General features: G+C 72.1%; 21 protein-coding genes and 1 pseudogene. 13 read left to right on the plus strand and 9 right to left on the minus strand.

The window, feature by feature from the left end; genetic code table 11:
- Complete coding sequence (locus Q392_RS06205; protein ID WP_038203151.1) at nt 1-1,140, plus strand: formylglycine-generating enzyme family protein; 1,140 nt, start codon at nt 1-3, stop codon at nt 1,138-1,140.
- Between the two features lie 153 nt (nt 1,141-1,293).
- Here Q392_RS06205 and Q392_RS06210 read toward each other — a convergent pair whose 3' ends face one another.
- The 3 genes and pseudogenes from Q392_RS06210 to Q392_RS32675 all read right to left on the minus strand — a co-directional run.
- Nucleotides 1,294-1,644 carry a hypothetical protein gene (locus Q392_RS06210; RefSeq protein ID WP_038203154.1) on the minus strand — a complete coding sequence of 117 codons (351 nt, stop codon included), beginning with the start codon at nt 1,642-1,644 and terminating at the stop codon, nt 1,294-1,296.
- Between the two features lie 204 nt (nt 1,645-1,848).
- Nucleotides 1,849-2,589, minus strand: a complete 741-nt coding sequence (gene msrA, locus Q392_RS06215) for a peptide-methionine (S)-S-oxide reductase MsrA (protein WP_038203157.1) — start codon at nt 2,587-2,589, stop codon at nt 1,849-1,851.
- A 52-nt stretch (nt 2,590-2,641) separates the two neighbouring features.
- A pseudogene (locus Q392_RS32675) lies at nt 2,642-2,797 on the minus strand (hypothetical protein); the annotation flags it as partial.
- A gap of 341 nt (nt 2,798-3,138) precedes the next feature.
- Here Q392_RS32675 and Q392_RS31220 point away from each other — a divergent pair.
- Entirely contained in the window at nt 3,139-3,432 is a 294-nt protein-coding gene (locus Q392_RS31220; protein WP_051952979.1) for a hypothetical protein, read from the plus strand.
- Between the two features lie 66 nt (nt 3,433-3,498).
- Here Q392_RS31220 and Q392_RS06225 read toward each other — a convergent pair whose 3' ends face one another.
- Together Q392_RS06225 and Q392_RS06230 are read right to left on the minus strand one after the other, a co-directional pair.
- The gene (locus tag Q392_RS06225) at nt 3,499-3,831 is read right to left on the minus strand and encodes a hypothetical protein (protein ID WP_038203160.1); all 333 of its coding nucleotides are present in this window, start codon (nt 3,829-3,831) and stop codon (nt 3,499-3,501) included.
- Nucleotides 3,832-4,092: 261 nt separating this feature from the next.
- Nucleotides 4,093-5,019, minus strand: a complete 927-nt coding sequence (locus tag Q392_RS06230; RefSeq protein WP_038203162.1) for a carbohydrate kinase family protein — start codon at nt 5,017-5,019, stop codon at nt 4,093-4,095.
- Nucleotides 5,020-5,224: 205 nt separating this feature from the next.
- Here Q392_RS06230 and Q392_RS06235 point away from each other — a divergent pair, with 205 nt between their 5' ends.
- Together Q392_RS06235 and Q392_RS06240 are read left to right on the plus strand one after the other, a co-directional pair.
- Entirely contained in the window at nt 5,225-5,992 is a 768-nt protein-coding gene (locus Q392_RS06235; RefSeq protein WP_038203165.1) for an alpha/beta fold hydrolase, read from the plus strand.
- A gap of 38 nt (nt 5,993-6,030) precedes the next feature.
- Complete coding sequence (locus tag Q392_RS06240; RefSeq protein ID WP_038203552.1) at nt 6,031-6,426, plus strand: YkvA family protein; 396 nt, start codon at nt 6,031-6,033, stop codon at nt 6,424-6,426.
- Nucleotides 6,427-6,442: 16 nt separating this feature from the next.
- Here the strand turns inward: Q392_RS06240 and Q392_RS06245 are convergent, their stop codons facing one another.
- Both Q392_RS06245 and Q392_RS06250 read right to left on the minus strand, forming a co-directional pair.
- On the minus strand, nt 6,443-8,788 hold the full coding sequence (locus Q392_RS06245) for a cytochrome P450/oxidoreductase (protein ID WP_038203168.1): 2,346 nt from the start codon (nt 8,786-8,788) through the stop codon (nt 6,443-6,445).
- A gap of 154 nt (nt 8,789-8,942) precedes the next feature.
- Entirely contained in the window at nt 8,943-9,917 is a 975-nt protein-coding gene (locus Q392_RS06250; protein ID WP_038203171.1) for a Bug family tripartite tricarboxylate transporter substrate binding protein, read from the minus strand.
- 124 nt (nt 9,918-10,041) lie between these two features.
- Between Q392_RS06250 and Q392_RS06255 the strand changes: the two genes are divergently transcribed.
- Genes Q392_RS06255 through Q392_RS06265 form a run of 3 tightly spaced genes read left to right on the plus strand, consistent with a single transcriptional unit; the run spans nt 10,042 to nt 12,789 of the window.
- A complete protein-coding gene (locus Q392_RS06255) occupies nt 10,042-10,860 on the plus strand; it encodes an IclR family transcriptional regulator (protein WP_038203554.1) in 819 nt (272 codons plus the stop codon).
- Nucleotides 10,857-12,062, plus strand: coding sequence for a multidrug effflux MFS transporter (locus tag Q392_RS06260; protein ID WP_038203174.1), 1,206 nt, complete (start codon nt 10,857-10,859; stop codon nt 12,060-12,062). Before Q392_RS06255 ends, Q392_RS06260 begins: the two co-directional genes overlap by 4 nt.
- A 46-nt stretch (nt 12,063-12,108) precedes the next feature.
- The gene (locus Q392_RS06265) at nt 12,109-12,789 is read left to right on the plus strand and encodes a DsbA family oxidoreductase (RefSeq protein WP_038203177.1); all 681 of its coding nucleotides are present in this window, start codon (nt 12,109-12,111) and stop codon (nt 12,787-12,789) included.
- Nucleotides 12,790-12,859: 70 nt separating this feature from the next.
- On the opposite strand, the gene Q392_RS06270 is transcribed toward Q392_RS06265, so the two are convergent.
- Complete coding sequence (locus tag Q392_RS06270; protein WP_038203182.1) at nt 12,860-14,191, minus strand: NAD(P)/FAD-dependent oxidoreductase; 1,332 nt, start codon at nt 14,189-14,191, stop codon at nt 12,860-12,862.
- Between the two features lie 113 nt (nt 14,192-14,304).
- On the opposite strand from Q392_RS06270, the gene egtB reads away from it, so the two are divergent.
- From egtB to Q392_RS06295, 5 genes are all read left to right on the plus strand, one after another.
- Entirely contained in the window at nt 14,305-15,582 is a 1,278-nt protein-coding gene (egtB, locus tag Q392_RS06275; protein WP_051952981.1) for an ergothioneine biosynthesis protein EgtB, read from the plus strand.
- On the plus strand, nt 15,579-16,556 hold the full coding sequence (egtD, locus tag Q392_RS06280; RefSeq protein ID WP_038203186.1) for an L-histidine N(alpha)-methyltransferase: 978 nt from the start codon (nt 15,579-15,581) through the stop codon (nt 16,554-16,556). Before egtB ends, egtD begins: the two co-directional genes overlap by 4 nt.
- A 53-nt stretch (nt 16,557-16,609) precedes the next feature.
- Nucleotides 16,610-16,891 (plus strand): DUF427 domain-containing protein, encoded by a 282-nt coding sequence (locus Q392_RS06285; RefSeq protein ID WP_038203191.1) that lies wholly within the window; start codon nt 16,610-16,612, stop codon nt 16,889-16,891.
- Between the two features lie 61 nt (nt 16,892-16,952).
- Nucleotides 16,953-17,687 carry a 2OG-Fe dioxygenase family protein gene (locus tag Q392_RS06290; RefSeq protein ID WP_038203196.1) on the plus strand — a complete coding sequence of 245 codons (735 nt, stop codon included), beginning with the start codon at nt 16,953-16,955 and terminating at the stop codon, nt 17,685-17,687.
- Nucleotides 17,688-17,846: 159 nt separating this feature from the next.
- Nucleotides 17,847-18,290, plus strand: a complete 444-nt coding sequence (locus Q392_RS06295; protein ID WP_038203201.1) for a universal stress protein — start codon at nt 17,847-17,849, stop codon at nt 18,288-18,290.
- Here Q392_RS06295 and Q392_RS06300 read toward each other — a convergent pair.
- The gene (locus Q392_RS06300) at nt 18,274-18,939 is read right to left on the minus strand and encodes an RluA family pseudouridine synthase (RefSeq protein ID WP_038203206.1); all 666 of its coding nucleotides are present in this window, start codon (nt 18,937-18,939) and stop codon (nt 18,274-18,276) included. The genes Q392_RS06295 and Q392_RS06300 overlap by 17 nt on opposite strands.
- A gap of 101 nt (nt 18,940-19,040) precedes the next feature.
- On the opposite strand from Q392_RS06300, the gene Q392_RS06305 reads away from it, so the two are divergent.
- Nucleotides 19,041-20,213, plus strand: coding sequence for an MFS transporter (locus Q392_RS06305; protein ID WP_038203559.1), 1,173 nt, complete (start codon nt 19,041-19,043; stop codon nt 20,211-20,213).
- Nucleotides 20,214-20,222 lie beyond the last annotated feature (9 nt).

Genomic DNA, 20,222 nt, shown 5'->3' on the forward strand with positions numbered 1-20,222 from the left:
ATGGCGTTGGCGAATGCATGGAGGAAACGCTGGCTTGCGCTCGGCGGCACGGCGCTGCTGGCGCTGGCCGCGGGCGCGGCAGGCTGGTATGTCGGCGGCCGGCCGGGCACGCCAGCCAAGCCGGTGGTCGTCCTCGGCGACGCGGCCCGAGGCACACAGGGCATGGTCTGGGTGCCCGGCGGGGTGTTCCGGATGGGCAGCGACCACAAGCTGGCGCAACCCAACGAGCGCCCGGCGCACGCGGTGCGCGTCAAGGGCTTCTGGATGGACCAGACCCACGTGACCAACGACCAGTTCGCCGAGTTCGTGCGGCAGAGCGGCTACGTGACCACGGCCGAGCGCAAGCCCGATTGGGAGACCGTCCGCGTGCAATTGCCGCCCGGCGTGCCCAGGCCGCCGGACGACGTGCTCGTCCCCGGCGCGATGGTGTTCGTGGGCACCCGCCGACCGGTGCGGCTGGACGACTACGCGCAGTGGTGGCGTTACGTCCCGGGGGCCGACTGGCGGCACCCGCAGGGCCCGGGCAGCAGCATCGAAGGCAAGGGCGACCACCCCGTGGTGCAGGTGAGTCATGAGGACGCCCTGGCCTACGCGCGCTGGGCCGGCAAGCGCCTGCCGACCGAGGCCGAATGGGAATTCGCCGCGCGTGGCGGGCTGGAGCAGGCCACCTACGTCTGGGGCAACGAACTGATGCCCGAAGGCCAGCGCCTGGCCAACTACTGGGATACGCGCGACACGCCCTTTCCGGTGGTGAAGCCGGTCATCGACCCCAAGGCGGGCGGCGCTGCCGGAACGATGCCGGCCAAGACCTTTCCCGCCAACGGCTACGGCCTGTACGACATGACTGGCAATGCCTGGCAGTGGGTGGCCGACTGGTACCGCGCCGACTTCTTTGCCTTGCAGGCCCGCACTGCGGGCAAGACAGTGCCCGACAACCCGACAGGTCCGGTCGACTCTTTCGATCCCGACGACCCCGGTGTGCCCATGAACGCGCCGCGCAAGGTCATCCGCGGCGGCTCGTTTCTGTGCAACCAGGACTACTGTCTGTCGTATCGGCCCAGCGCGCGACGCGGTTCTGATCCGCACAGCCCGATGTCGCACGTGGGTTTCCGGCTGGTCAAGGACGTCGATGGGGGGTGAAGTTCGATAGACCAGACGTGAGCCAATTCGGCGCATCGCCGCATCCGCCTGCGGGATCGGACATGCGCCTGGTTCATGGAGTCGCAGACCAAATGATTCAACACCGATGGCAGGGCCATGCGGGGCGTCAAGCGCGACGGCAGCGAAGACGAATCAGGAGAGCGCAGGTGGCCCGCGTGGAGGAAGGGGGGCTGCCGTGGCTGCGCCGATGCGCGCAGGCGGGGTCGATCGGGCGGGATGATCCGGCGGCGGAGCCGTGAGGAAGCCGACAGGCTGGGCCAGTGGAGGCGGCGCGCCGGTCGGCGCGCACATCGGGCAATCGAGGTGGCTGGCGCCGAGTTCGCGCGCGCCGTCGTCGCTCTGGACGACGATCTTGACGCTGCCCGCGGCCGCGCAGACCAGTTGCACCGACTGGGGCTGGACCATCGGAGACGCGATCGCCGCACCCACCGAGAGCACGAACCAGGCCAGCATGAAGCGGGCGAGGCGGTGCAGCACGGACATCGCAGGTCGATGTCCGAGGCGCCGCCAGCGGACGCGATCTGTCAGGGGAAGTCGCATGTCGGTCTTGTTCGGGAGCGCCAGCCGGCGTTTCGGAAGCGGCGTAGATTAGTCGCCGCCTTCGCGCCCCGGGAAGAAGATCAGCGGTGAATCCGTTCGCCGCTGGTAGACACGCGACACTGCCCTCCCGGCCGGAGCCGCCGCTCCTCAGCCCGACCGCTTGACCAGCACCGGATCGCTCCGGTAGCGGTCGGAAAACAACCGCTTGAGGCTCTTCAGCTTGGGCAGGTCGTTGAAGACGATGTACGGGTGCTGCGGATGCCCGGTCATGAAGTCCTGGTGATAGGCCTCCGCAGGGAAGAAGCTGGGCTTGTCCTCCAGCTTCGTCACGATGGGCTTGCCGAACAGCTTCGCGGCTTCGAGCTGGGCGATGTAGGCCTTCGCCACACCGAGCTGTTCCGGGCCGGTGGCGAAGATGGCCGAGCGGTACTGCGGTCCCACGTCCGGCCCCTGGCGGTTCAACTGCGTCGGATCGTGGACGACGGAAAAGAAGATCTGCAGCAGCGTGCCGTAGCTGACCTGCGCGGGGTCGTAGCTGATCTCGACGGACTCCGCGTGCCCGGTGCGGCCGCTGCTCACCACCTCGTAGGAGGCGGTGGGCGCCGTGCCGCCGCTGTAGCCCGAGACGGCGCGCTGCACGCCCTTGACGTGCTGGAAGACGCCCTGCACGCCCCAGAAGCAGCCGCCGGCGAAGATGGCCTTGCGCATGCCCTGGCCGGCGGGCGCCGGGTCCTGCGCGGGCGGCGGCAGCCTGACCGCCGTTTCCGTCGCCGAGCGCGCCACGGCCTGCCAGAGCAGTCCGCTGCCCAGAAGGACGGAGCCTCCGCTCAGGAGCCGAAGCACGCTTCGGCGGCGGGGCCGGTTCGATGAGTTGGCGCTGTCTTGCATGGTGCGCTCCTGTGAAGGCGTGGTGGGTTGGAGGAGGGCTGGAGAGGCGGGTTCACCCGAAGGTGAAGGCATAGGCCGAGACCGCCGGGTCCAGGAACTCGATGCTGAACGTGCGCTCGGCGATGCCGCCCGGCTGCCGGATCAGTTGGTACAGGCGTTGTTCGGTCACGGTGCCGCTGCCGTCCGCGGCCACGTCCATGCCGCGGGCAGGGCTACGCCACGCTGGCGGCGCTCACCGAGATTGCCACCCGCACGGGCGGGGCGAGTTGGGAACTGGCCGCGGGGGCCACCTGGCAGTTGACGCCTGCGCTGAGCGTGTACGGGGAGGTGGGCAAGTTGTGGGCCGGCGGCGGCGGCGCGAAGACCAGCGGCGGCCTCAATGGCAGCCTGGGGGTGAAAGTGGCCTGGTGAGTGTCGGCCTCCGCTGACCCGCCGGCATGGCGTTCCTACACGGTTGCAGGGATGGAGACGACGGTGGCCCGACCGCCGACGGCCTCAGCATGCAAGCGTCGACGACCCGATCGACGTTTGCCTGCACAAGGAGATCACATGTCACACCGCAGTTCCTTCATCGCTCCCTTCCTGCGTCCGGCGATCGCCGCGGCGCTCCTGGCCGGCACGGCCGTGGCCATGGCGCAGAGCACGCCTCCCAACCCCGCTTCTCCCAACCCCGCCACGGGGGCCGGGCAGCAGACCCAGCAGGGCACGTCGATGGGGACGACGGGCGTACCCGCATCGCCGCCCGCAAGCGGCAGCGACACGAACGTCGCGCCGGCACCTGCCCCGGCGCCCGCGCCGTCGCCCCAGCCCGAGATGCGCCCGCCGCGCGCGGACCGCAACTGACGCACGCTGCACGACCGCCCGTGGGCGGTTGAAGTCCTTCGCTGTGCCGGATGCGCTCCCGCGTGGTCAGCGGGTGGCCGGCTCGTCCGACAGGGCCGCAGGCGAGGGCGCCGGGTGGGGATCCTCGGGTGCCGTCTCGGGTGCCGTCTCGGGCGCCGTCTCGGGCGCCGCAGAGGGGCGGGCCAGGTATTCCTTGATCCAGTGCCGCGCCTTCTCCGCCAGGGCGGTGCGCGCCGTGGCCTCGTCCTGGTCGGCGGCGGCGATCGAGACCCGGCACCTGGGCTCGCCGTCCAGCATCACCACCGCGACATACTGGTTGGCCTCCTGGAGCATCTTCATGGTCCAGTTGGCCGGTGCAAGCGGCTCGCCATGCGGCTTGCCGGGTTCGTCGAGGTTCATTCGCTGCGCCCTCCTTGCCGGCGCTTCGTCCGTCCAGGACCGGTTGTCTGCCGGTCCCTCCGTGTGAGAGAGAAGAAGAAAGTCGTCACTCCAGCGTCCGCGCTCCCTGGCGCGTCTTCCACCGCCGCGATCGGAACGAATGTGCGCCGAAGCGGTGGAAAGCGGACGAGTCTTTCACAACAGGGGACGCCGGAATAGTCGGCGGGGTCCTACAGCGACGGAACCGGCATGCAGCCCGCCGCTTCACAGGAGCGCACCGCGTCAGCTCACCTCGCCGCGCCGCGGCATGTCCGCGCCGCGCCGCGCACAGGTGATGGACGCGGCGCGTGCGCCGAAGCGCAGCAGTGCCGCCATCTGCTGCACGTCCAGCGCATCCAGCCGTTCAGCCGAGAGGGCATCGTGCTCCGCCAGCCACGCCAGCAGTGCGGCCTGGAAGGTGTCGCCGGCGCCGACCGTGTCTACCACGTCGACCAGCAGCGACTGTGCGGTGGCGTGGCCGTGGCGGTTCCAGGCCTCGCTGCCGGCCGCGCCGCGCGTCACGACGACCAGCCGCACGCCCGCGTCCAGCCAGCGGGTGGCCGCCTGCGCGGGCGATTCGTCGGGGTAGAGCAGGCCGAGGTCCTCGTCGCTCACCTTCACGACGTGGGCCAGCGCCGCCATCTCCTGCACCACGGCGCGCCAGCGGCCGATGTCGGGCTCCACGTTCAGGCGCACGTTGGGGTCGTAGGTCACCAGCCGCCGCTCGCGCTCGCGCGCGGCGAGGCCGCGCAGCGCCCGGCCGACCGGATCCACCACCATCGTGTACGAGCCGAACTGCAGCACGCGCGCCTCCGCCGGCAGCGCGGGGAGGGCGGCCGCGTCCAGCATGCGGTCGGCCGCGCCGTGGCCGTGGAAGGCATAGCTGGGCACGCCGGTGTGGCCCACCGTGACCACGCTCAGCGTCGTCGGCGCCGGGCTGCGCACCACCAGCGCGGTGCCCACGCCCTCATCGCGCAGCGACTGCATCAGCCGTTCGCCCGGCACGTCCTGCGACAGCCCCGCCAGGAACTGCACCGGCTGCCCCAGCCGGGCCAGGCCGACGGCGACGTTGAAGGGCGAGCCGCCCACGCGCGCGTCGAGCAGCAGCCCGGTGGGCGTGCTGTCGCGCACGTAGACATCCATCAGCGCCTCGCCGCAGACCACGAACATCACGCCTTCCTTGTGCCGTGCGGGCGGAGGGGATCGAGCAGGCGTGTCGAAGAAGATGGCATGGCAGTGCGGGCCCGGGATCTCAGGGGGCTCCAGTGGAACAAAAAAACGGGCGCACGCCGATACGGTGTTGCACCGGCCACTGCGCGGTTCGCGCTACGCTTGCGCTCCCGCCCGCGCCGGGCGACAACAGGAGACGACAGAGATGCAAGCGAGCGACACCTACCAGGTGCTGGGGTCCGGGCCGCGCAAGGTGCTGTGCCTGAACGGCTGGTTCGGCCATGCGGGCAACTGGGGCCCCTTCGTGGACAGCCTGGACCGGCAGGCCTTCACCTACGCCTTCATGGACTACCGCGGCTACGGCCGGCGCCGGGGCAGCGGCGGTGAGTACACGATGGCGGAGATCGCGCGCGACGCGCTGGCGGCGGCCGACAGCCTGGGCTGGGAGCGCTTCTCCCTGGTCGGCCACTCGATGGGCGGCATGGCCGTGCAGCAGGTGCTGGCCGACGCGCCGCAGCGCGTGCAGGCCCTGGTCGGCATCAGCCCGGTGCCCGCCGGCGGCGTGCCCTTCGACGAGCAGGGGTGGGGCCTGTTCTCCAGCGCGGCGAAGGACGCGGGCGCGCGCCGCACGATCATCGACCTGACCACCGGCAACCGCCTGACCGGCACCTGGCTGGACGCGATGGTGAAGAACTCGCTTGCGAACTCGGACGAGGAGGCCTTCGCCGCCTACCTGACGGCATGGGCGAAGACCTCCTTCGTCGAGCGAATCAAGGGCCGGAAGCTGCCCGTGCTGGTGATCGCCGGCGAGCACGACCCGGCTCTGGGTGCAGAGACCTGCAAGGCCACCTGGCTGCAGCACTACCCCGATGCGACGCTGGAGGTCATGGCCAACGCGGGCCACTACGCCATGGAGGAGGCGCCGGTGGCGCTGGCCAGCGCGGTGGAGGGCTTCCTGGGGCAGCCGCGCTAGTGCTATCGGAGCGGGGCGCATCGGCAGGGGTGGATTCCGTGGGCCTGGCGCAGGACCTGAGGCAGTGGGCGCGGCGCATCAAGCGTGACGGGGTGACGCTGTGGTTCGCCGCCAGGGACGCCCGCACGCCCTGGTACGCCAAGGTGCTGGTCGCCTTCGTGGTGGCCTACGCGCTGAGCCCCATCGACCTGATCCCCGACTTCATCCCGGTGCTGGGCTACGTCGACGACGTGCTGCTGCTGCCGGCGCTCATCTGGCTGGCCGTCCGGCTGCTGCCCGCCGACGTGCTGGCGGTCTGCCGCGTCCGGGCCGATGCGTGGATGCAGGCGCAGGGCACCAGGCCGCGCAGCCGCCTGGGCGCCGTGCTGGTCGTGCTGCTGTGGCTGGCCCTCGGCGCAGCGGCGTGGCATTGGCTGCGCCGGCCGGCCTCCTGAGGCGACGGACGCGCCGCTACAGCTCCAGCACCAGCTTCTGCCCGCACGCCCGCGAGCAGCAGCTCATCATGCGCTGGCCGGCCTCGCGCTCGCTGCGGGTGAGCACCATGTCGCGGTGGTCGATCCCGCCGGCGAGCACGCGCACCTCGCAGGAGCCGCACAGGCCTTCCTCGCAGTCGCTCTGCACGTCGATGTTGGCGGCGCGCAGGGCGGCCAGCAGGGTCTGGTCGGCGCGCACAGGCACGGTGAGGCCGGAGTCCTTGAGTTCGACCTCGAAGGCGTGCTCCTTCGACGGATCGAGCGTGCCGAGGGTGGACTCGAAGTGCTCCACGCGCAGCGTGTCCTCGGGCCAGTGGGCGCAGGCCGACTCCAGCGCATCGAGCATGCGCAGCGGGCCGCAGGCATAGACCCGGGTATCGGGCTCGGGCGTGGCGAGCAGGGACGGCAGATCCAGGCGCGAGCCTTCGCCGCTCACGTGCAGGCGCAGGCGCTCGCCGTGCAGCGCCTGCAGATCGGGCACGAAGGCCAGCGTGGCGCGGCTGCGGCCGCAGTAGTGCAGTTGGTAGTCGATGCCCAGCTCGCGCGCGCGGCGCGCCATCGCCATGATGGGCGTGATGCCGATGCCGCCGGCGACGAAGATGATTTTTCGCGCTTCCTCGTCGAGCCGGAAGTGGTTGCGCGGGCCGCGGATGCGCAGGCGGTCGCCGGCCTTGACGCTGGCATGCACCCACGCGGAGCCGCCGCGGCTTTGCGGATCGCGCAGCACGGCGATCTCCAGCACCGAGGCTTCGGCCGGGTCGCCGCACAGCGAGTACTGGCGAGCGATGCCCGTGTCGCCGCACTCGACGTCGATGTGCGAGCCCGGCGCCCAGCGCGGCGCCGGCTGTCCGTCGGGCGTGGCCAGGCGCAGCCGCACGATGTCCTGCGCGACGGGCGTGACGCCCTGCACCACCATCGGCCGCGTGATCGCATGCGTCGAGGGCTCGCCGATGCGCACCGCGGCGCGGGCGGTGGTGCGCAGCGCGGGGTCGCGCCGCTCGGGGTTGAGGGCCGGGTCCCATTCCACCCACAGGTGCTCCGGCCCGCGGAAGGAGGTGTTGGGCACGTAGGTGAACTGCTGCGGCGCCAGCTTCATGTGCGGCAGGCGGCGGGTGAATTCCTCCAGGAACACCTGGATCTCCATGCGCGCCAGGTTCTTGCCCATGCACTGGTGCGAGCCGTAGCCGAAGGTGAGGTGGTCGCTGGCGTTGTCGCGGCGGATGTCGAACAGGTCGGCATCGGCGAAATGGCGCTCGTCGTGGTTGGCCGACGAGGTGACGATCAGCAGCCTGCTGCCGGCCGGGATGGCGACGCCGCCCACGGTCACGTCCTTGGTCGCCAGCCGGCGCCAGGCGGCCACCGAGCCGTTGTGGCGCAGGCACTCCTCGGCCGCGTTGGGGATGAGGGCCGGGTCCTCGCAGATGTCGCGCCAGGCGGTGGGGTGCTGCAGCAGCAGCTTGAGCGCGTTGGCGCTGGCGTTGGCGGTGGTCTCGTGCGCGGCCACGATGCCGGCCATCATCATCGAGTGCAGGTAGGAGTCGGTGACGACCTCGGGCATGTCCTTCTGCTTGCGGATGCCGTACTGCATCCAGCCCGGCGCGTCGGGGTCCTGCCGCATCTTGTCGAGCACCTTGCCGGCGTACTGCCAGAAGTTGCCGACGGCGTGCGCCACGGCCACCTGCTCCTCGGGCTTCGGCCGGCCCCAGGTGTTGACGGTGTGCGCGATGCTGTACTTGCGCAGCGTGTCCATGTCTTCCTCGGGCACGCCGAGGAAGTGCAGGGCGACGGTCAGCGGCACCTCCCACAGCATCTGGTCGACCAGGTCGGCGCGGCCGTCGTCGATGAAGCGGTCGACGTACTCGCGCGCCAGTCGGCGCACCAGCGGCTCGTGGTGCTTGAGCGCCTCGGGCGTGAAGGGCTCCATCAGCGCGCGGCGGCGCGGCATGTGGGCGGGCTCGTCCTCGTTGACCAGCGTGCGGCCGATGGCGTAGCCGTAGCTGTCGAGCACGGCGTTGGCTTCGGGGCCGGTGGGCGTGATCTTCTCCAGCGCGATCGAGGGGCTGAAGGTGATGTTGTCGCGGAAGATGGCCTTGATGTCCTCGTAGCGCGTGACCACCCAGTAGCCCAGCACGGGGCTGTAGAACACCGGCTCCTGTTCGCGCGCCCAGCGCACGTACTCGGGCGGGTCCTGCTGGTAGCCGTCGCTGAAGGGGTCGAAGGCGGCCGCCCGGTGGCTGACGGGGCAGCCGGTGGGCGCCGCCTGCGGCGCGCCGGCGCCGTGGGCGATGGGGCAGGCGGCAGCGGAAATGGAGGCCGATGTCATGGGTGATGCTCCTGAATGCCAGCGCCCGCCTGGCGGGGGCGAGCGCAGCGAAGCCTGTTCAAGTGCACCCGTGGAACCGGCTTTGCCGGGCCACCGGGTGCGCCCCCTTGAGGGGGATTCGACCGGAACGAAGTCCGGGAGAAACGGGGGGGGCCTAATCCAGCGTGATGTTCAGGTCCTTGATCAGCTTGTGCCAGCGCACCGTCTCGCTCTTGAGCAATTCGGCGAACTGCGCGGGCGTGTCGCCCACCGGCTCGACGCCGAAGTCCACCAGCTTCTTGTGCACCTCCGGCGCATGGATGGCGGCGACCACCTGCTTGTTGAGCGCGGCGATCACGTCCGGCGGCGTGGCGGCCTGCACCACCATGCCGACCAGCGCCGCGGCCTCGACGTTCTTGTAGCCCAGCTCGGCGAAGGTCGGCACGTCGGGCAACTGCGGCAGGCGCTTGGCGTTGGCCACGGCCAGCGGGCGCACCTTGCCGCCCTTGATGAAGCCGGCGCCGGCGGCCATGTCCACCATCATGGCCGGCACCTGGCCGCCGGCCACGTCGGCCAGCGCCGGCGCGGCGCCGCGGTAGGGCGCGTGGGTCATCTTCAGGCCGGCCTCGGTCTTGAGCAGTTCCATCGCCAGGTGGTGCGGGCTGCCGGCGCCGGCCGAGGCGTAGTTGATGCCCTCCGCGCTGGCCTTGACCTGCGCGATGAACTCCTTGGCGTCCTTGGCCTTCACGGTCGGGCTCACCACCAGGATCATGGGGAAGCGGCCCATCAGCGCGACCGGCGCGAGGTCCTTCGTGGGGCTGTAGCTCAGGCTCTTGTAGAGCGCGGGGTTGAAGACCATGGTGCCGTTGTCGGCCGACAGCACCGTGTAGCCGTCGGGCGCGGAGCGCGCCACGTCGGCGGCGGCGATGGCGGTGTTGCCGCCCGGCTTGTTGTCGACCAGCACGGGCTGGTTGATCTGCGTGGACAACTGCTGGCCGATGGTGCGCGCCAGGAAGTCCGAGCCGCCGCCGGCCGGGTAGGGCACCAGCCAGCGCACCGGCTTGGAGGGCCAGCCCTGCTGCGCCTGCGCGGCCAGCGGCGCGGCCACCAGGGGGAGGGCGAGCAGGCAGCCTGCGATCAGCTTCTTCATCGTGTCTCCTTGAGGGGAATCAAAGGGTGTTCATGTATTGCGTAATTGTTTTGAGAATTGCGTAATTCATGAATCCGGGCTAACCCGGACACAATCCATGCCCTTTGCTCCTGCTGCGCCGTTCATGCCCCGTTCGCCCACCGTCCCCGAACCCGCTTCCCCGCCCCGCCAGCGCCGCCAGCGCGTGCAGGCCGCCGAGACCGGCATGGCCGTGCTCAAGGGCCTGGCCGGCCTGGGCGGGCGGGCCAGCCTGACGGCGCTGTCCGCCCAGGTGGGCGAGCCGCCGGCCAAGGTGCACCGCTACCTCGTCAGCCTGTGCCAGGAGGGGCTGGTCTCGCAGGACGCCGGATCGCAGCAGTACTTCCTGGGGCCGGAGGCCATCCGCATCGGCATGGCGGCCATGCGCCAGGCCGACCCGATCCGCGTCGCCGAGCCGGCGCTGGCGCGGCTGCGCGAGTCGCTGGAGGTGACCTGCTTCCTGGCGGTGATGGGCAACAAGGGGCCGACCATCGTGCGCTTCGAGGAGCCGGGGCTGCCCGTCACCCTGAACGTGCGCGTGGGCTCGGTGCTGCCGTTGCTGTGGTCGGCCACAGGGCGGGCCTTCCTCGGCTTCCTCGACGAGCGGGCGGTGCAGGCCCTGGCCGAGCGGGAGCTGGCCGCCGCCTCGGCGGAGCAGCGCGCCCTGCTGCCGCAGGAAGACCCCGTCGCCACGCTGCGGCGCGAGGTGCAGGCTGCCGGCTGCGCCGCCGTGCGCGACACCAACCTGCGCGGCATCAGCGCCGTCGCCGCGCCGCTGTTCGACCATGCCGGCCGCGTGTGCGGCGTGCTCACGGCGCTGGGCGCCACCGGCGGCTTCGATGCGTCGGTGGACGGCGCCATCGCCCAGGCGGTGCGCCGCGAGGCGCGGGCCATCAGCGCGGTGCTCGGGCACGAGGCGCCATGAGCGCAGGCTCCTCGCGCCGGCGCGCCATCGAATTCACCCTCCTGCTTCCCCTGCTGCTGGCGGCCCAGCCCGTCGCCACCGACAGCTACCTGCCCGCGCTGCCCGCCATCGCGCGCGACCTGGGCTCGGCCACGGCCAGCCTCACCGTCTTCGTGCTGGCCTTCGGCTGCGCGCAGCTGCTGTGCGGCCCCTGGGCCGACCGCTTCGGCCGCCGGCCGGTGCTGCTGGCCGGGCTGGGCTGCTACGCGGTGGCGGCGCTGGGCTGCGCGCTGGCGCCCAGCGTGCCCTGGCTGGCGGCCGGCCGCGCGGTGCAGGGCTTCGCCATGGCGGCCATCCTGGTGTGCGCGCGCGCCGCGGTGCGCGACCTGTACCCGGCGCACGAGGGGCCGCACGTGATGGCGCGCGGCCTGACGGGCCTGGGCGTGGTGGCGCTGTTCGCGCCTGTCCTGGGCGCGTGGCTGGTGCAGGGCGCCGGCTGGCGCTGGGTGCTGGCGGCGATGGCCGTCTATGCCGCCGTGCTGTTCGCGCTGTGCCGGCGCGACTTCGCCGAGACGCACCGTCCCGTGGCGCCGGGCGAGCCGGCCACGCCGGTGGCGCGGGGCAGCGCGCGGCAGGTGTTCGCCAGCCGCAGCTTCCGCGCCTGGGCCTCGGTGGCGGCGGCCACCTACGGCGGGCTGTTCTGCTTCCTGCTGCTCTCGCCGATGGTCTACATCGACCTGCTCGGCATGTCGCCGGCGATGTACGGATGGATCCCGGCCGGCGGCTCGCTGGTCTACATCGTCAGCACCACGATGTGCCGGCGGCTGCTGCGCCGCTGGGGCCCGGTGCGTACGGTGCAGCTCGGCGCCTCGCTGAGCCTGGCCGGCGCGCTGGTGCAGGCGCTGGGCTGCGCGCTGGCGCCGGCCTCGGTGATCCCGCTGCTGGCGGGCCACGCGGTCTACGTGCTGGGGCACGGCATCCACCAGCCCTGCGGCCAGGCCGGCGCGGTGGGCGACCTGCCGCAGCTCGCGGGGCGGGCGGTGTCCTGGTCGGGCTTCGGGATGATGCTGGTCGCCTTCTGCGTGGGCCAGTTCGCGGCGGCCTTCGTGCTTCCGGGCATGCCGCACGGCGCCTGGCCGATGGTGCTGCCGATGGTGGCGGCCGGCGCCGCGCTGATGGCGATCGCCTTCGCCTGGCTGCCGCGGCTGCATCCGCGCGGCTAAAGACCTGCCGTGCGCAGCGTCTTGGCGGCAGGCACAGAATGCGCGGATGAACACGCCCACCACCCTGCAGATCGATTTCGTGTCCGACGTCTCGTGCCCCTGGTGCGCCGTGGGGCTGGCCTCGCTGGAGCGCGCGCTGGCGCGCGTGGCGCCGGACATCCGCGCCGAGCTGCATTTCCAGCCCTTCGAGCTGAACCCGGACATGGTGCCCGAGGGCGAGGACTCGATCGAGCACCTGATGCGCAAGTACGGCATCGGCGAGGCGCAGGTGCGCGCCAACGGCGAGGCGCTGCGCCAGCGTGGCGAGTCGGTGGGCTTCCCCTTCGACCTGGACAAGCGCAAGCGCGTGTGGAACACCTTCGACGCGCACCGCCTGCTGCACTGGGCAGAGCACGAGGGGCCGGACCGGCAGCTCGCGCTGAAGAAGGCGCTGTTCAAGGCCTACTTCATCGACGGGCAGAGCCCGGCCGACCACGAGCTGCTGGTGCGCCTGGCCGGCGAGGCGAGGCTGGACGAGGCGCGTGCGCGCGAGATCCTGGCGGGCGACGAATTCGCCGCCGAGGTGCGCGAGCGCGAACGGCTCTACACCGGCGCCGGCATCCATTCGGTGCCCGCCGTCATCGTCAACCGGCAGCACCTGATCTCCGGCGGCCAGCCGGTGGAGGTGTTCGAGCGCGCGCTGCGGCAGATCGCGGGAGCGCAGCCCTCCGCCGTGATGACGGCCTGAGCCGCGATTCAGCCCGGGCGGCCCGCAGCGGCCCATGCCAGGGCACCCGCGAAGCGGCTTTGGGGTTGCTTCAGTTTTCGCCGGGCGCCTTCACCTCCGACACCACGCGCGCGTGGCGCCGGAAGGTCCAGTAGGCGCTGGCCCAGTCCATCAGCACGATGAGCCGGTTGCGGAAGCCGATCAGGAAGTACACGTGCACGAACAGCCAGAACAGCCACGCGAAATAGCCCGAGAAGCGCAGCGGGCCGAAGGGCGTGGGCAGGTCCACCACCGCCGAGTTGCGGCCGATGGTGGCGAGGTTGCCCCAGTCGCGGTAGCGGAAGGGCCGCGTCGGCCGGCCCGCCATGCGCGCCAGGATGGCCGCCGCCGCCGCGCGGCCCATCTGCTTGGCGCCGGGTGAGACGCCGGGCACCGGCCGCGGCGGCTGGCCCGGCACGTGGCTCATCGCGGCGGCCAGGTCGCCGACCACGCTGATCTCCGGATGGCCGGGCAGGCTCAGGTCCGGCTCCACCTTCACGCGGCCGGCGCGGTCGCACTCGGCGCCGGTGGCGGCCGCCAGCAGGCGGCCCAGCGGCGAGGCCGCCACGCCCGCGGCCCAGACGATGCACTTGCTGGCGATGCGCCGGGCGGTGCCGTCCGGGCCCTTGATCTCCAGGCCCTCGCCGTCGATGCGGGTCACCATCGCGTCGACGTGCACCTTCACGCCCAGGTGTTCCAGTTGTTCCCTGGCGCGCTGGCTCAGTTTCTCGGGCATGGCCTGCAGCACGCGCGGGCCGCCTTCGAGCAGCAGCACCTCGGCCTCGGCCGGCACGATGCGGCGGAACTCGCCGGCCAGCGTGTGGCGCGCGATCTCGGCCAGCGTGCCGGCCATCTCCACGCCGGTCGGCCCGCCGCCGATCACCACGAAGGTCAGCAGGGCGCGGCGGCGCACGGGGTCGCTTTCCAGCTCCGCCAGCTCGAAGGCCAGCAGCACGCGGCGGCGGATCTCGAAGGCGTCGGCCAGCGTCTTCAGGCCCGGCGCGTCGGCGGCCCAGGCGTCGTTGCCGAAGTAGCTGTGCGTGGCGCCGGCGGCGACGATCAGGTGGTCGTAGGGCAGCACGTGGCCGTCGGCCAGGCGCACCGTGCGGACCGCGGCGTCGATGGCGGTGACCTCGCCCAGCAGCGTGGTCACGTTCGGCTGGCCGCGGAACAGCAGCCGTGCCGGCGCCGCGATCGAGGGCGCCGCCAGCCCCGCCGTCGCCACCTGGTAGAGCAGGGGCTGGAAGAGGTGGTGGTTGGTCTTCTCGACCACCGTCACGTCCACCGCCGCGTGGCGCAGCGCGCGCGCCGCCTCCAGGCCGCCGAAGCCGCAGCCGATGATGAGCACGCGGGGGCGGGAAGACGAGGTGGCGGAGGCGGTCATGCGGGGATTATGGTCAGGGCAGGGAGCGAACCGCGAGGTGCCTGTGCGCCATCGTCCTACGCGGCGGCGGCGGCGCGGCCACTAAAAAGAACCAGGACCGGAAGAGGACACCCATGCATCCACCCCACGCGGCGCCGCAGCGCGCCGGCGAGCCGGCCTGCGCGCTGCGCGGGCGCTACCGCTCGGTACGCGCCCACACGCTCGAACTGGCCGCCCCCCTGTCGCCCGAAGACCAGTGCATCCAGTCGATGCCCGACGCCAGCCCGGCCAAGTGGCACCTGGCGCACACCACCTGGTTCTTCGAGACGGTGCTGCTGGAGCGGCACGTGCCCGGCTACCGCGTGTTCGACCGGCGCCTGCACTACCTCTTCAACTCCTACTACGAGGCGCTGGGGCCGCGCCATCCGCGTCCGCAGCGCGGGCTGCTGACGCGGCCCTCGTTGCAGGAAGTGCACGCCTACCGGGCCCATGTGGACGCCGCGATGGAATCGCTCCTCGACGGCGCCGACGCGGCGGCGCTGGCGCGCGTCGAGCCCATCGTCACGCTGGGCCTGCACCACGAGCAGCAGCACCAGGAACTGCTGCTCACCGACATCCTGCACGCCTTCTCGTGCAACCCGCTGCTGCCCGCGTACCGCGCGCCGGCCGCGCCGGCGCTGCGGCTGGCGGTGCAGGCGCCCGCGCTGAACTGGCTCGAGCATGCGGGCGGGCAGGTCGAGATCGGCCATGCCGGCGCGGACTTCGCCTTCGACAACGAGGGCCCGCGCCATGCGGTGCTGCTGCAGCCCTTCGCCATCGCAGACCGGCTGGTGAGCTGCGGCGAATACGCGCAGTTCATCGCCGACGGCGGCTACCTGCGGCCCGAGCTGTGGCTGTCCGACGGCTGGGCGGCCGTGCAGGCCGGCGGCTGGCGCCATCCGCCGTACTGGCTCGCGCCCGACGACCCGCGGCTGGCCATGCACGGCCTCGGCGGCGCCGGCCACGTCGGCGGCTGGCACGTGTTCGGCCTGGAAGGGCTGCGCCCGATGGCGCCCGAGGCGCCCGTGACGCAACTGAGCTTCTACGAGGCCGCGGCCTTCGCCGAATGGGCCGGCGCGCGCCTGCCGACAGAGGCCGAGTGGGAGGCCGCCTGCGGCCTGGACGGCTTCACGCAGGCCGCCGGCCATGCCTGGCAGTGGACGCGCTCGGCCTACGACCCGTACCCCGGCTTCCGGCCGATGCCCGGCATCGCGGCCGAGTACAACGGCAAGTTCATGGTCGGGCAACTGGTGCTGCGCGGCGGCAGCCTCGCCACGCCGCCGGGCCACGCGCGGCCGACGTACCGCAACTTCTTCCCGCCGGCCGCGCGCTGGCAGTTCAGCGGCCTGCGCCTGGCCAAGGATCGCGCATGACACCCCCTTCCGCACTTTCATCTTCCGACGCCCGCCGCGACGATGCCGGCGATGGCGCCTTCGCGCGCGAGCTGCTGCAGGCGCTCTCGCAGCGGCCGCGCCGCATCTCGCCCAAGTGGTTCTACGACGCGCGCGGCTCGCAGCTGTTCGACCGCATCTGCGAGCTGCCCGAGTACTACCCCACCCGCACCGAGCTGGACATCCTCCGGCGGCACGCGGACGAGATCGCGCAGCGCATCGGCCGCGGCGCCGAGATCGTGGAGTTCGGCGCCGGCTCGCTGGTCAAGGTGCGGCTGCTGCTGGATGCGCTGGATGCGCCGCGGCGCTACCTGCCGATCGACATCTCCGGCGAGCACCTGGAGGCCGCGGCCCGGCAACTGCGCGCCGACCATCCCGGCCTGGCGGTGCAGCCGGTCGTCGCCGACTACACGCGGCCCTTCGCGCTGCCCGCGCCGCTGCCGGGCCAGGGGCGGCGCGTGGGTTTCTTCCCCGGCTCCACGATCGGCAACTTCGAGCCCGAGGAGGCGCTGACATTCCTGCGGCAGGCCGCGCGGCTGCTGCGCGGCGGCGGCCTGCTGCTGGGCGTGGACCTGGTCAAGCGGCCGGCGCTGCTGCATGCCGCGTACAACGACGCGCAGGGCGTGACGGCCGCCTTCAACCTCAACCTGCTGGCGCGCGCCAACGCCGAGCTGGGCGCCGACTTCGACCTCTCGGCCTTCGACCATGCGGCCTTCTACAACGCGCCGCTGCACCGCATCGAGATGTACCTGCAGAGCCGCCGCGCGCAGGCGGTCAAGGTGCAGGGTCGCCGCTTCGAATTCGAGGAAGGCGAGACGCTGCACACCGAGTTCTCGCACAAGTTCACCATCGAGGGCCTGCGCGCGCTGGCGGTGCGCGCGGGCTTCGGCATCGGCCCCGTGTGGACCGATCCCGAGCGCCTCTTCAGCGTGCATTGGCTCCCGGCTGCACAATAGTCGCCCCGCGCCGGCCCCTGCAGCCCGCGCGGCTGCAACAGAGGTCTGTTCACATGAAAGCCACCTGGAACGGCGTGACCATCGCCGAGAGCGACGACACCGTGCTCGTCGAGGGCAACCACTACTTTCCGGCCGAGTCGCTGCGGCAGGAGTACGTCACCTTCAGCAACAACCATACGGTGTGCCCGTGGAAGGGCACGGCCAGCTACTACTCGCTGCTGGTCAACGGCGAGCTGAATCCCGAGGCCGTGTGGTACTACCCCGACCCGAAGCCCGAGGCCGAGATGGTGCGCGGCCGCGTCGCCTTCTGGAAGGGCGTGAAGGTCGAGTCTTGAGCGCCGCACGGTCGTTCCGAAGGGGCTCGCACCCGCAGTGCGAAGCACGGAGGGTCGTCTGATGAGCGCGGCGGTCTACAGCCCGCCCTTCACGCCGCCCGAGGAACTGCCCACCGCGTTGCGGCAGGAGGGCTACGCCGTGCTCAGCCCCAAGGGCACCAGCGACTGGCTGGGCCGCCCGCTGGACGAACTGCAGGCCCTGCATGCCGACTGGGACCGGCTGCCGCCCGACGAGTACCTCAAGGACGGCGGGCGCTACCGCACGCGGCGGCACTCGTGCTTCGTCGCCGAGGGCGAGGCGCTGGAGCAAGTGCCGCACCGCGCGCACTGGCAGCCGGTCGAATACAACGCGCTGCACGGCGGCATGCAGCGCTGGTTCGCGCCGATGGAAGACGCCACCGTCGCGCGGCCCGCATGGCGCGCGCTGCTGCAGCGGCTGGCCGGCGCGGCGAGCGCGCTGCGCGGGCCGCAGCGCTGGTTCATCGAGGCGCACCAGTTCCGCATCGACACCGAAGGCGGCATCGGCCGGCCGACGCCCGAGGGCGCGCACCGCGACGGCGTCGACCTGGTGGCGGTGGCGCTGGTCGGCCGGCACGGCATCAAGGGCGGCGAGACGCGCGTGTTCGAGGGCCGCCGCGGCGAGCGCTTCACCCTGACGGAGCCGTGGACGCTGATGCTGCTGGACGACGCGCGCGTGATCCACGAGTCCACGCCCATCCAGCCGCTCGCCGAGGGCGAGAAGGGCTGGCGCGACACGCTGGTCGTCACCTGCCGCGCCGGAGGCTTCCAGGGCTGACGCAGCGCAAGGGCTCGTCCGATATCGCCGGGGGCCGGCGCCGCGGCCCGGGCGTCCTACAGGGCCCGTGCGGCCGGCACGCTACATTCGGGGCGTTCGTCGCGCCTGCCCCCAACGGGGCCGGGTGCGAGATGCCAACCAGACAACGCGAGGTACGTCATGTTCAATCACATCCTGGTTCCCATCGACGGCTCCGAAACGTCCATGCTCGCGGTGAGCAAGGCCAGCGGCCTCGCGCTGGCCTTCGGCAGCCGCATCACGCTGATCCACGTGATCGACAACTACCCCTTCATCGGCGTGGGCGCCGACTATGCGCTGGGGCAGAACGAATACCTGGCCGCCGCCACGGCCAGCGCCAACGCGGCGCTGGCGCGCGGCGTGGCGGCGCTGGCGGCCGAGGGGCTGCACAGCGACCAGCGCGTGATCGACGGCCACGTGGTGCACGAGGGCATCGTCGACACGGCCGCCGCGCTGGGCGCGGACCTGATCGTGATGGGCTCGCACGGCCGCACCGGCATCGAGAAGCTGCTCCTGGGCAGCGTCACGCAGCGCGTGCTGCAGGAGTCGCAGGTGCCCGTGCTGGTCGTCAAGGGCAGCCTCTGACGTCTTCCTGGCCGAAGGGCGCCGGCCGCTCGAAGCGCATCGCCTGCCCCGTGGCCGGGTGGCGCAGCTGCAGCACCGTCGCATGCAGCAGCAGCCGCGCCGCCCGCGCCTGCACCCGCGCATCGCCGTAGAGCGCATCCCCGAGGATCGTGTGGCCGATGGAGGCCAGGTGCACGCGCAGTTGGTGCGAGCGGCCCGTGTGCGGCTCCAGCAACAGGTGCGATGCGTCCTGCTGCGGCCAGGTCTCCAGCGTGCGCCAGCGCGTGAGGCTGGGCTTGCCCTCGGGGTCGATCTTCTGCAGCGGGCGGCGCGGCCAGTCGGCCATCAGCGGCGCGTCGATCGTCTGCCAGTGCTGGCTGTCGGCGATGCCGTCGACGATCGCCTCGTAGCGCTTCCACACCTGCCTGCCGGCGAAGGCTTCGCTCAGGCGGCGCTGCATCTCGGCGCCGCGCGCCATCAGCACCAGGCCGCTGGTGGCCATGTCCAGTCGGTGCACGACCAGCGCATCCGGCCAGCGGCGCTGCACGCGCGCGCTCAGGCAGTCCTGCTTGTCCTCGCCGCGCCCCGGCACGCACAGCAGGCCGGCGGGCTTGTCCAGCACCAGCAGGTGGTCGTCTTCATGGACGAGGGTGAAGTCGTCAGCTTCCACGCGGGTGAGTGTAGGTATGCTCAAAGGCGATGCCCGCCTCCGACCCCGCGCCCGCCCGGACCGATTACAGCTTCTCCGACCTGACCCGCGAGCGTCCCTTCATGCACCTGTGGTGCGCGCGCATGCTGGGCACGGCGGCGCAGCAGATGCTGATGGTGGCGATCGGCTGGCACATGTACGACATTACCGGCAGCGCCTGGGACCTGGGCCTGGTGGGCCTGTTCCAGTTCGTGCCGGCGCTGGTGCTGGCGCTGTACGCCGGCCACGTGGTGGACCGGCATCACCGCGGCCGCATCCTGGCCGCCTGCCTGGCGGCGCAGGGATTGGTGGCGCTGGCGCTGCTGGGCGCGCACGGCGCCGGCCTCGACACCCGGGCGCTGCTGCTGGGCCTGTCGCTGGTGCTCGGTGCGGTGCGCGCCTTCCAGATGCCGGCCCAGCAGGCGCTGGTGCCGCTGCTGGTGCCGGTGCTGATGCTGCCGCGCGCGATGGCTTTCAGCTCCGCCGGCCAGCAGGCGGCCGTCATCGGCGGGCCGGCGTTGGGCGGGCTGCTGTTCGTCGCGGGCACAGGGGTGGTCTACGGCGCCTGCGTGCTGTTCTTCGCCGCCGCCTGCCTGCTGGCGGTGTGGCTGCGCTATGCGCACAGCGCGCCGCCGCGCGAGCCGGTGACGGCGGCCACGCTGCTGGCGGGCGTGCGCTTCATCTGGCTGCGCAAGCCGGTGCTGGGCGCCGTGTCGCTCGACCTGTTCGCGGTGCTGCTCGGCGGCGCGGTGGCGCTGCTGCCGATCTATGCCAGGGACATCCTGCACACCGGCGCCTGGGGGCTGGGCCTGCTGCGCGGCGCGCCGGCGGTCGGGGCGCTGGTGATGTCGGTGCTGCTCACGCGCCGGCCGGTGGAGCGCCACGTGGGCCGCACCCTGCTGCTGGCGGTGGGCGCCTTCGGCGTGTGCATGGTGGTGTTCGGGCTGTCGAGGAGCTTCCTCGTCTCGATGGCCGCGCTGGCCGTCTCGGGCGCGGCCGACATGGTGAACGTGGTGATCCGCCAGACGCTGGTGCAGCTGGAGACGCCGGACGCGATGCGCGGGCGGGTGAGTGCCGTGAATTCGATCTTCATCGGCGCCAGCAACCAGCTCGGCGAGTTCGAGTCCGGCGCCACGGCCGCGCTGCTGGGGCCGGTGGGCTCGGTGGTGGCGGGCGGCGTCGGCACGATGTTGGTCGCGCTGTCGTGGTTCCGGCTGTTCCCCTCGCTGGCGAAGCGCGACCGCATGGTCGGCTGAGGCAGGGCC

Source organism: Xenophilus azovorans DSM 13620 (assembly GCF_000745855.1).
In the GTDB taxonomy this organism is placed as follows: Bacteria; Pseudomonadota; Gammaproteobacteria; order Burkholderiales; family Burkholderiaceae_C; genus Xenophilus; species Xenophilus azovorans.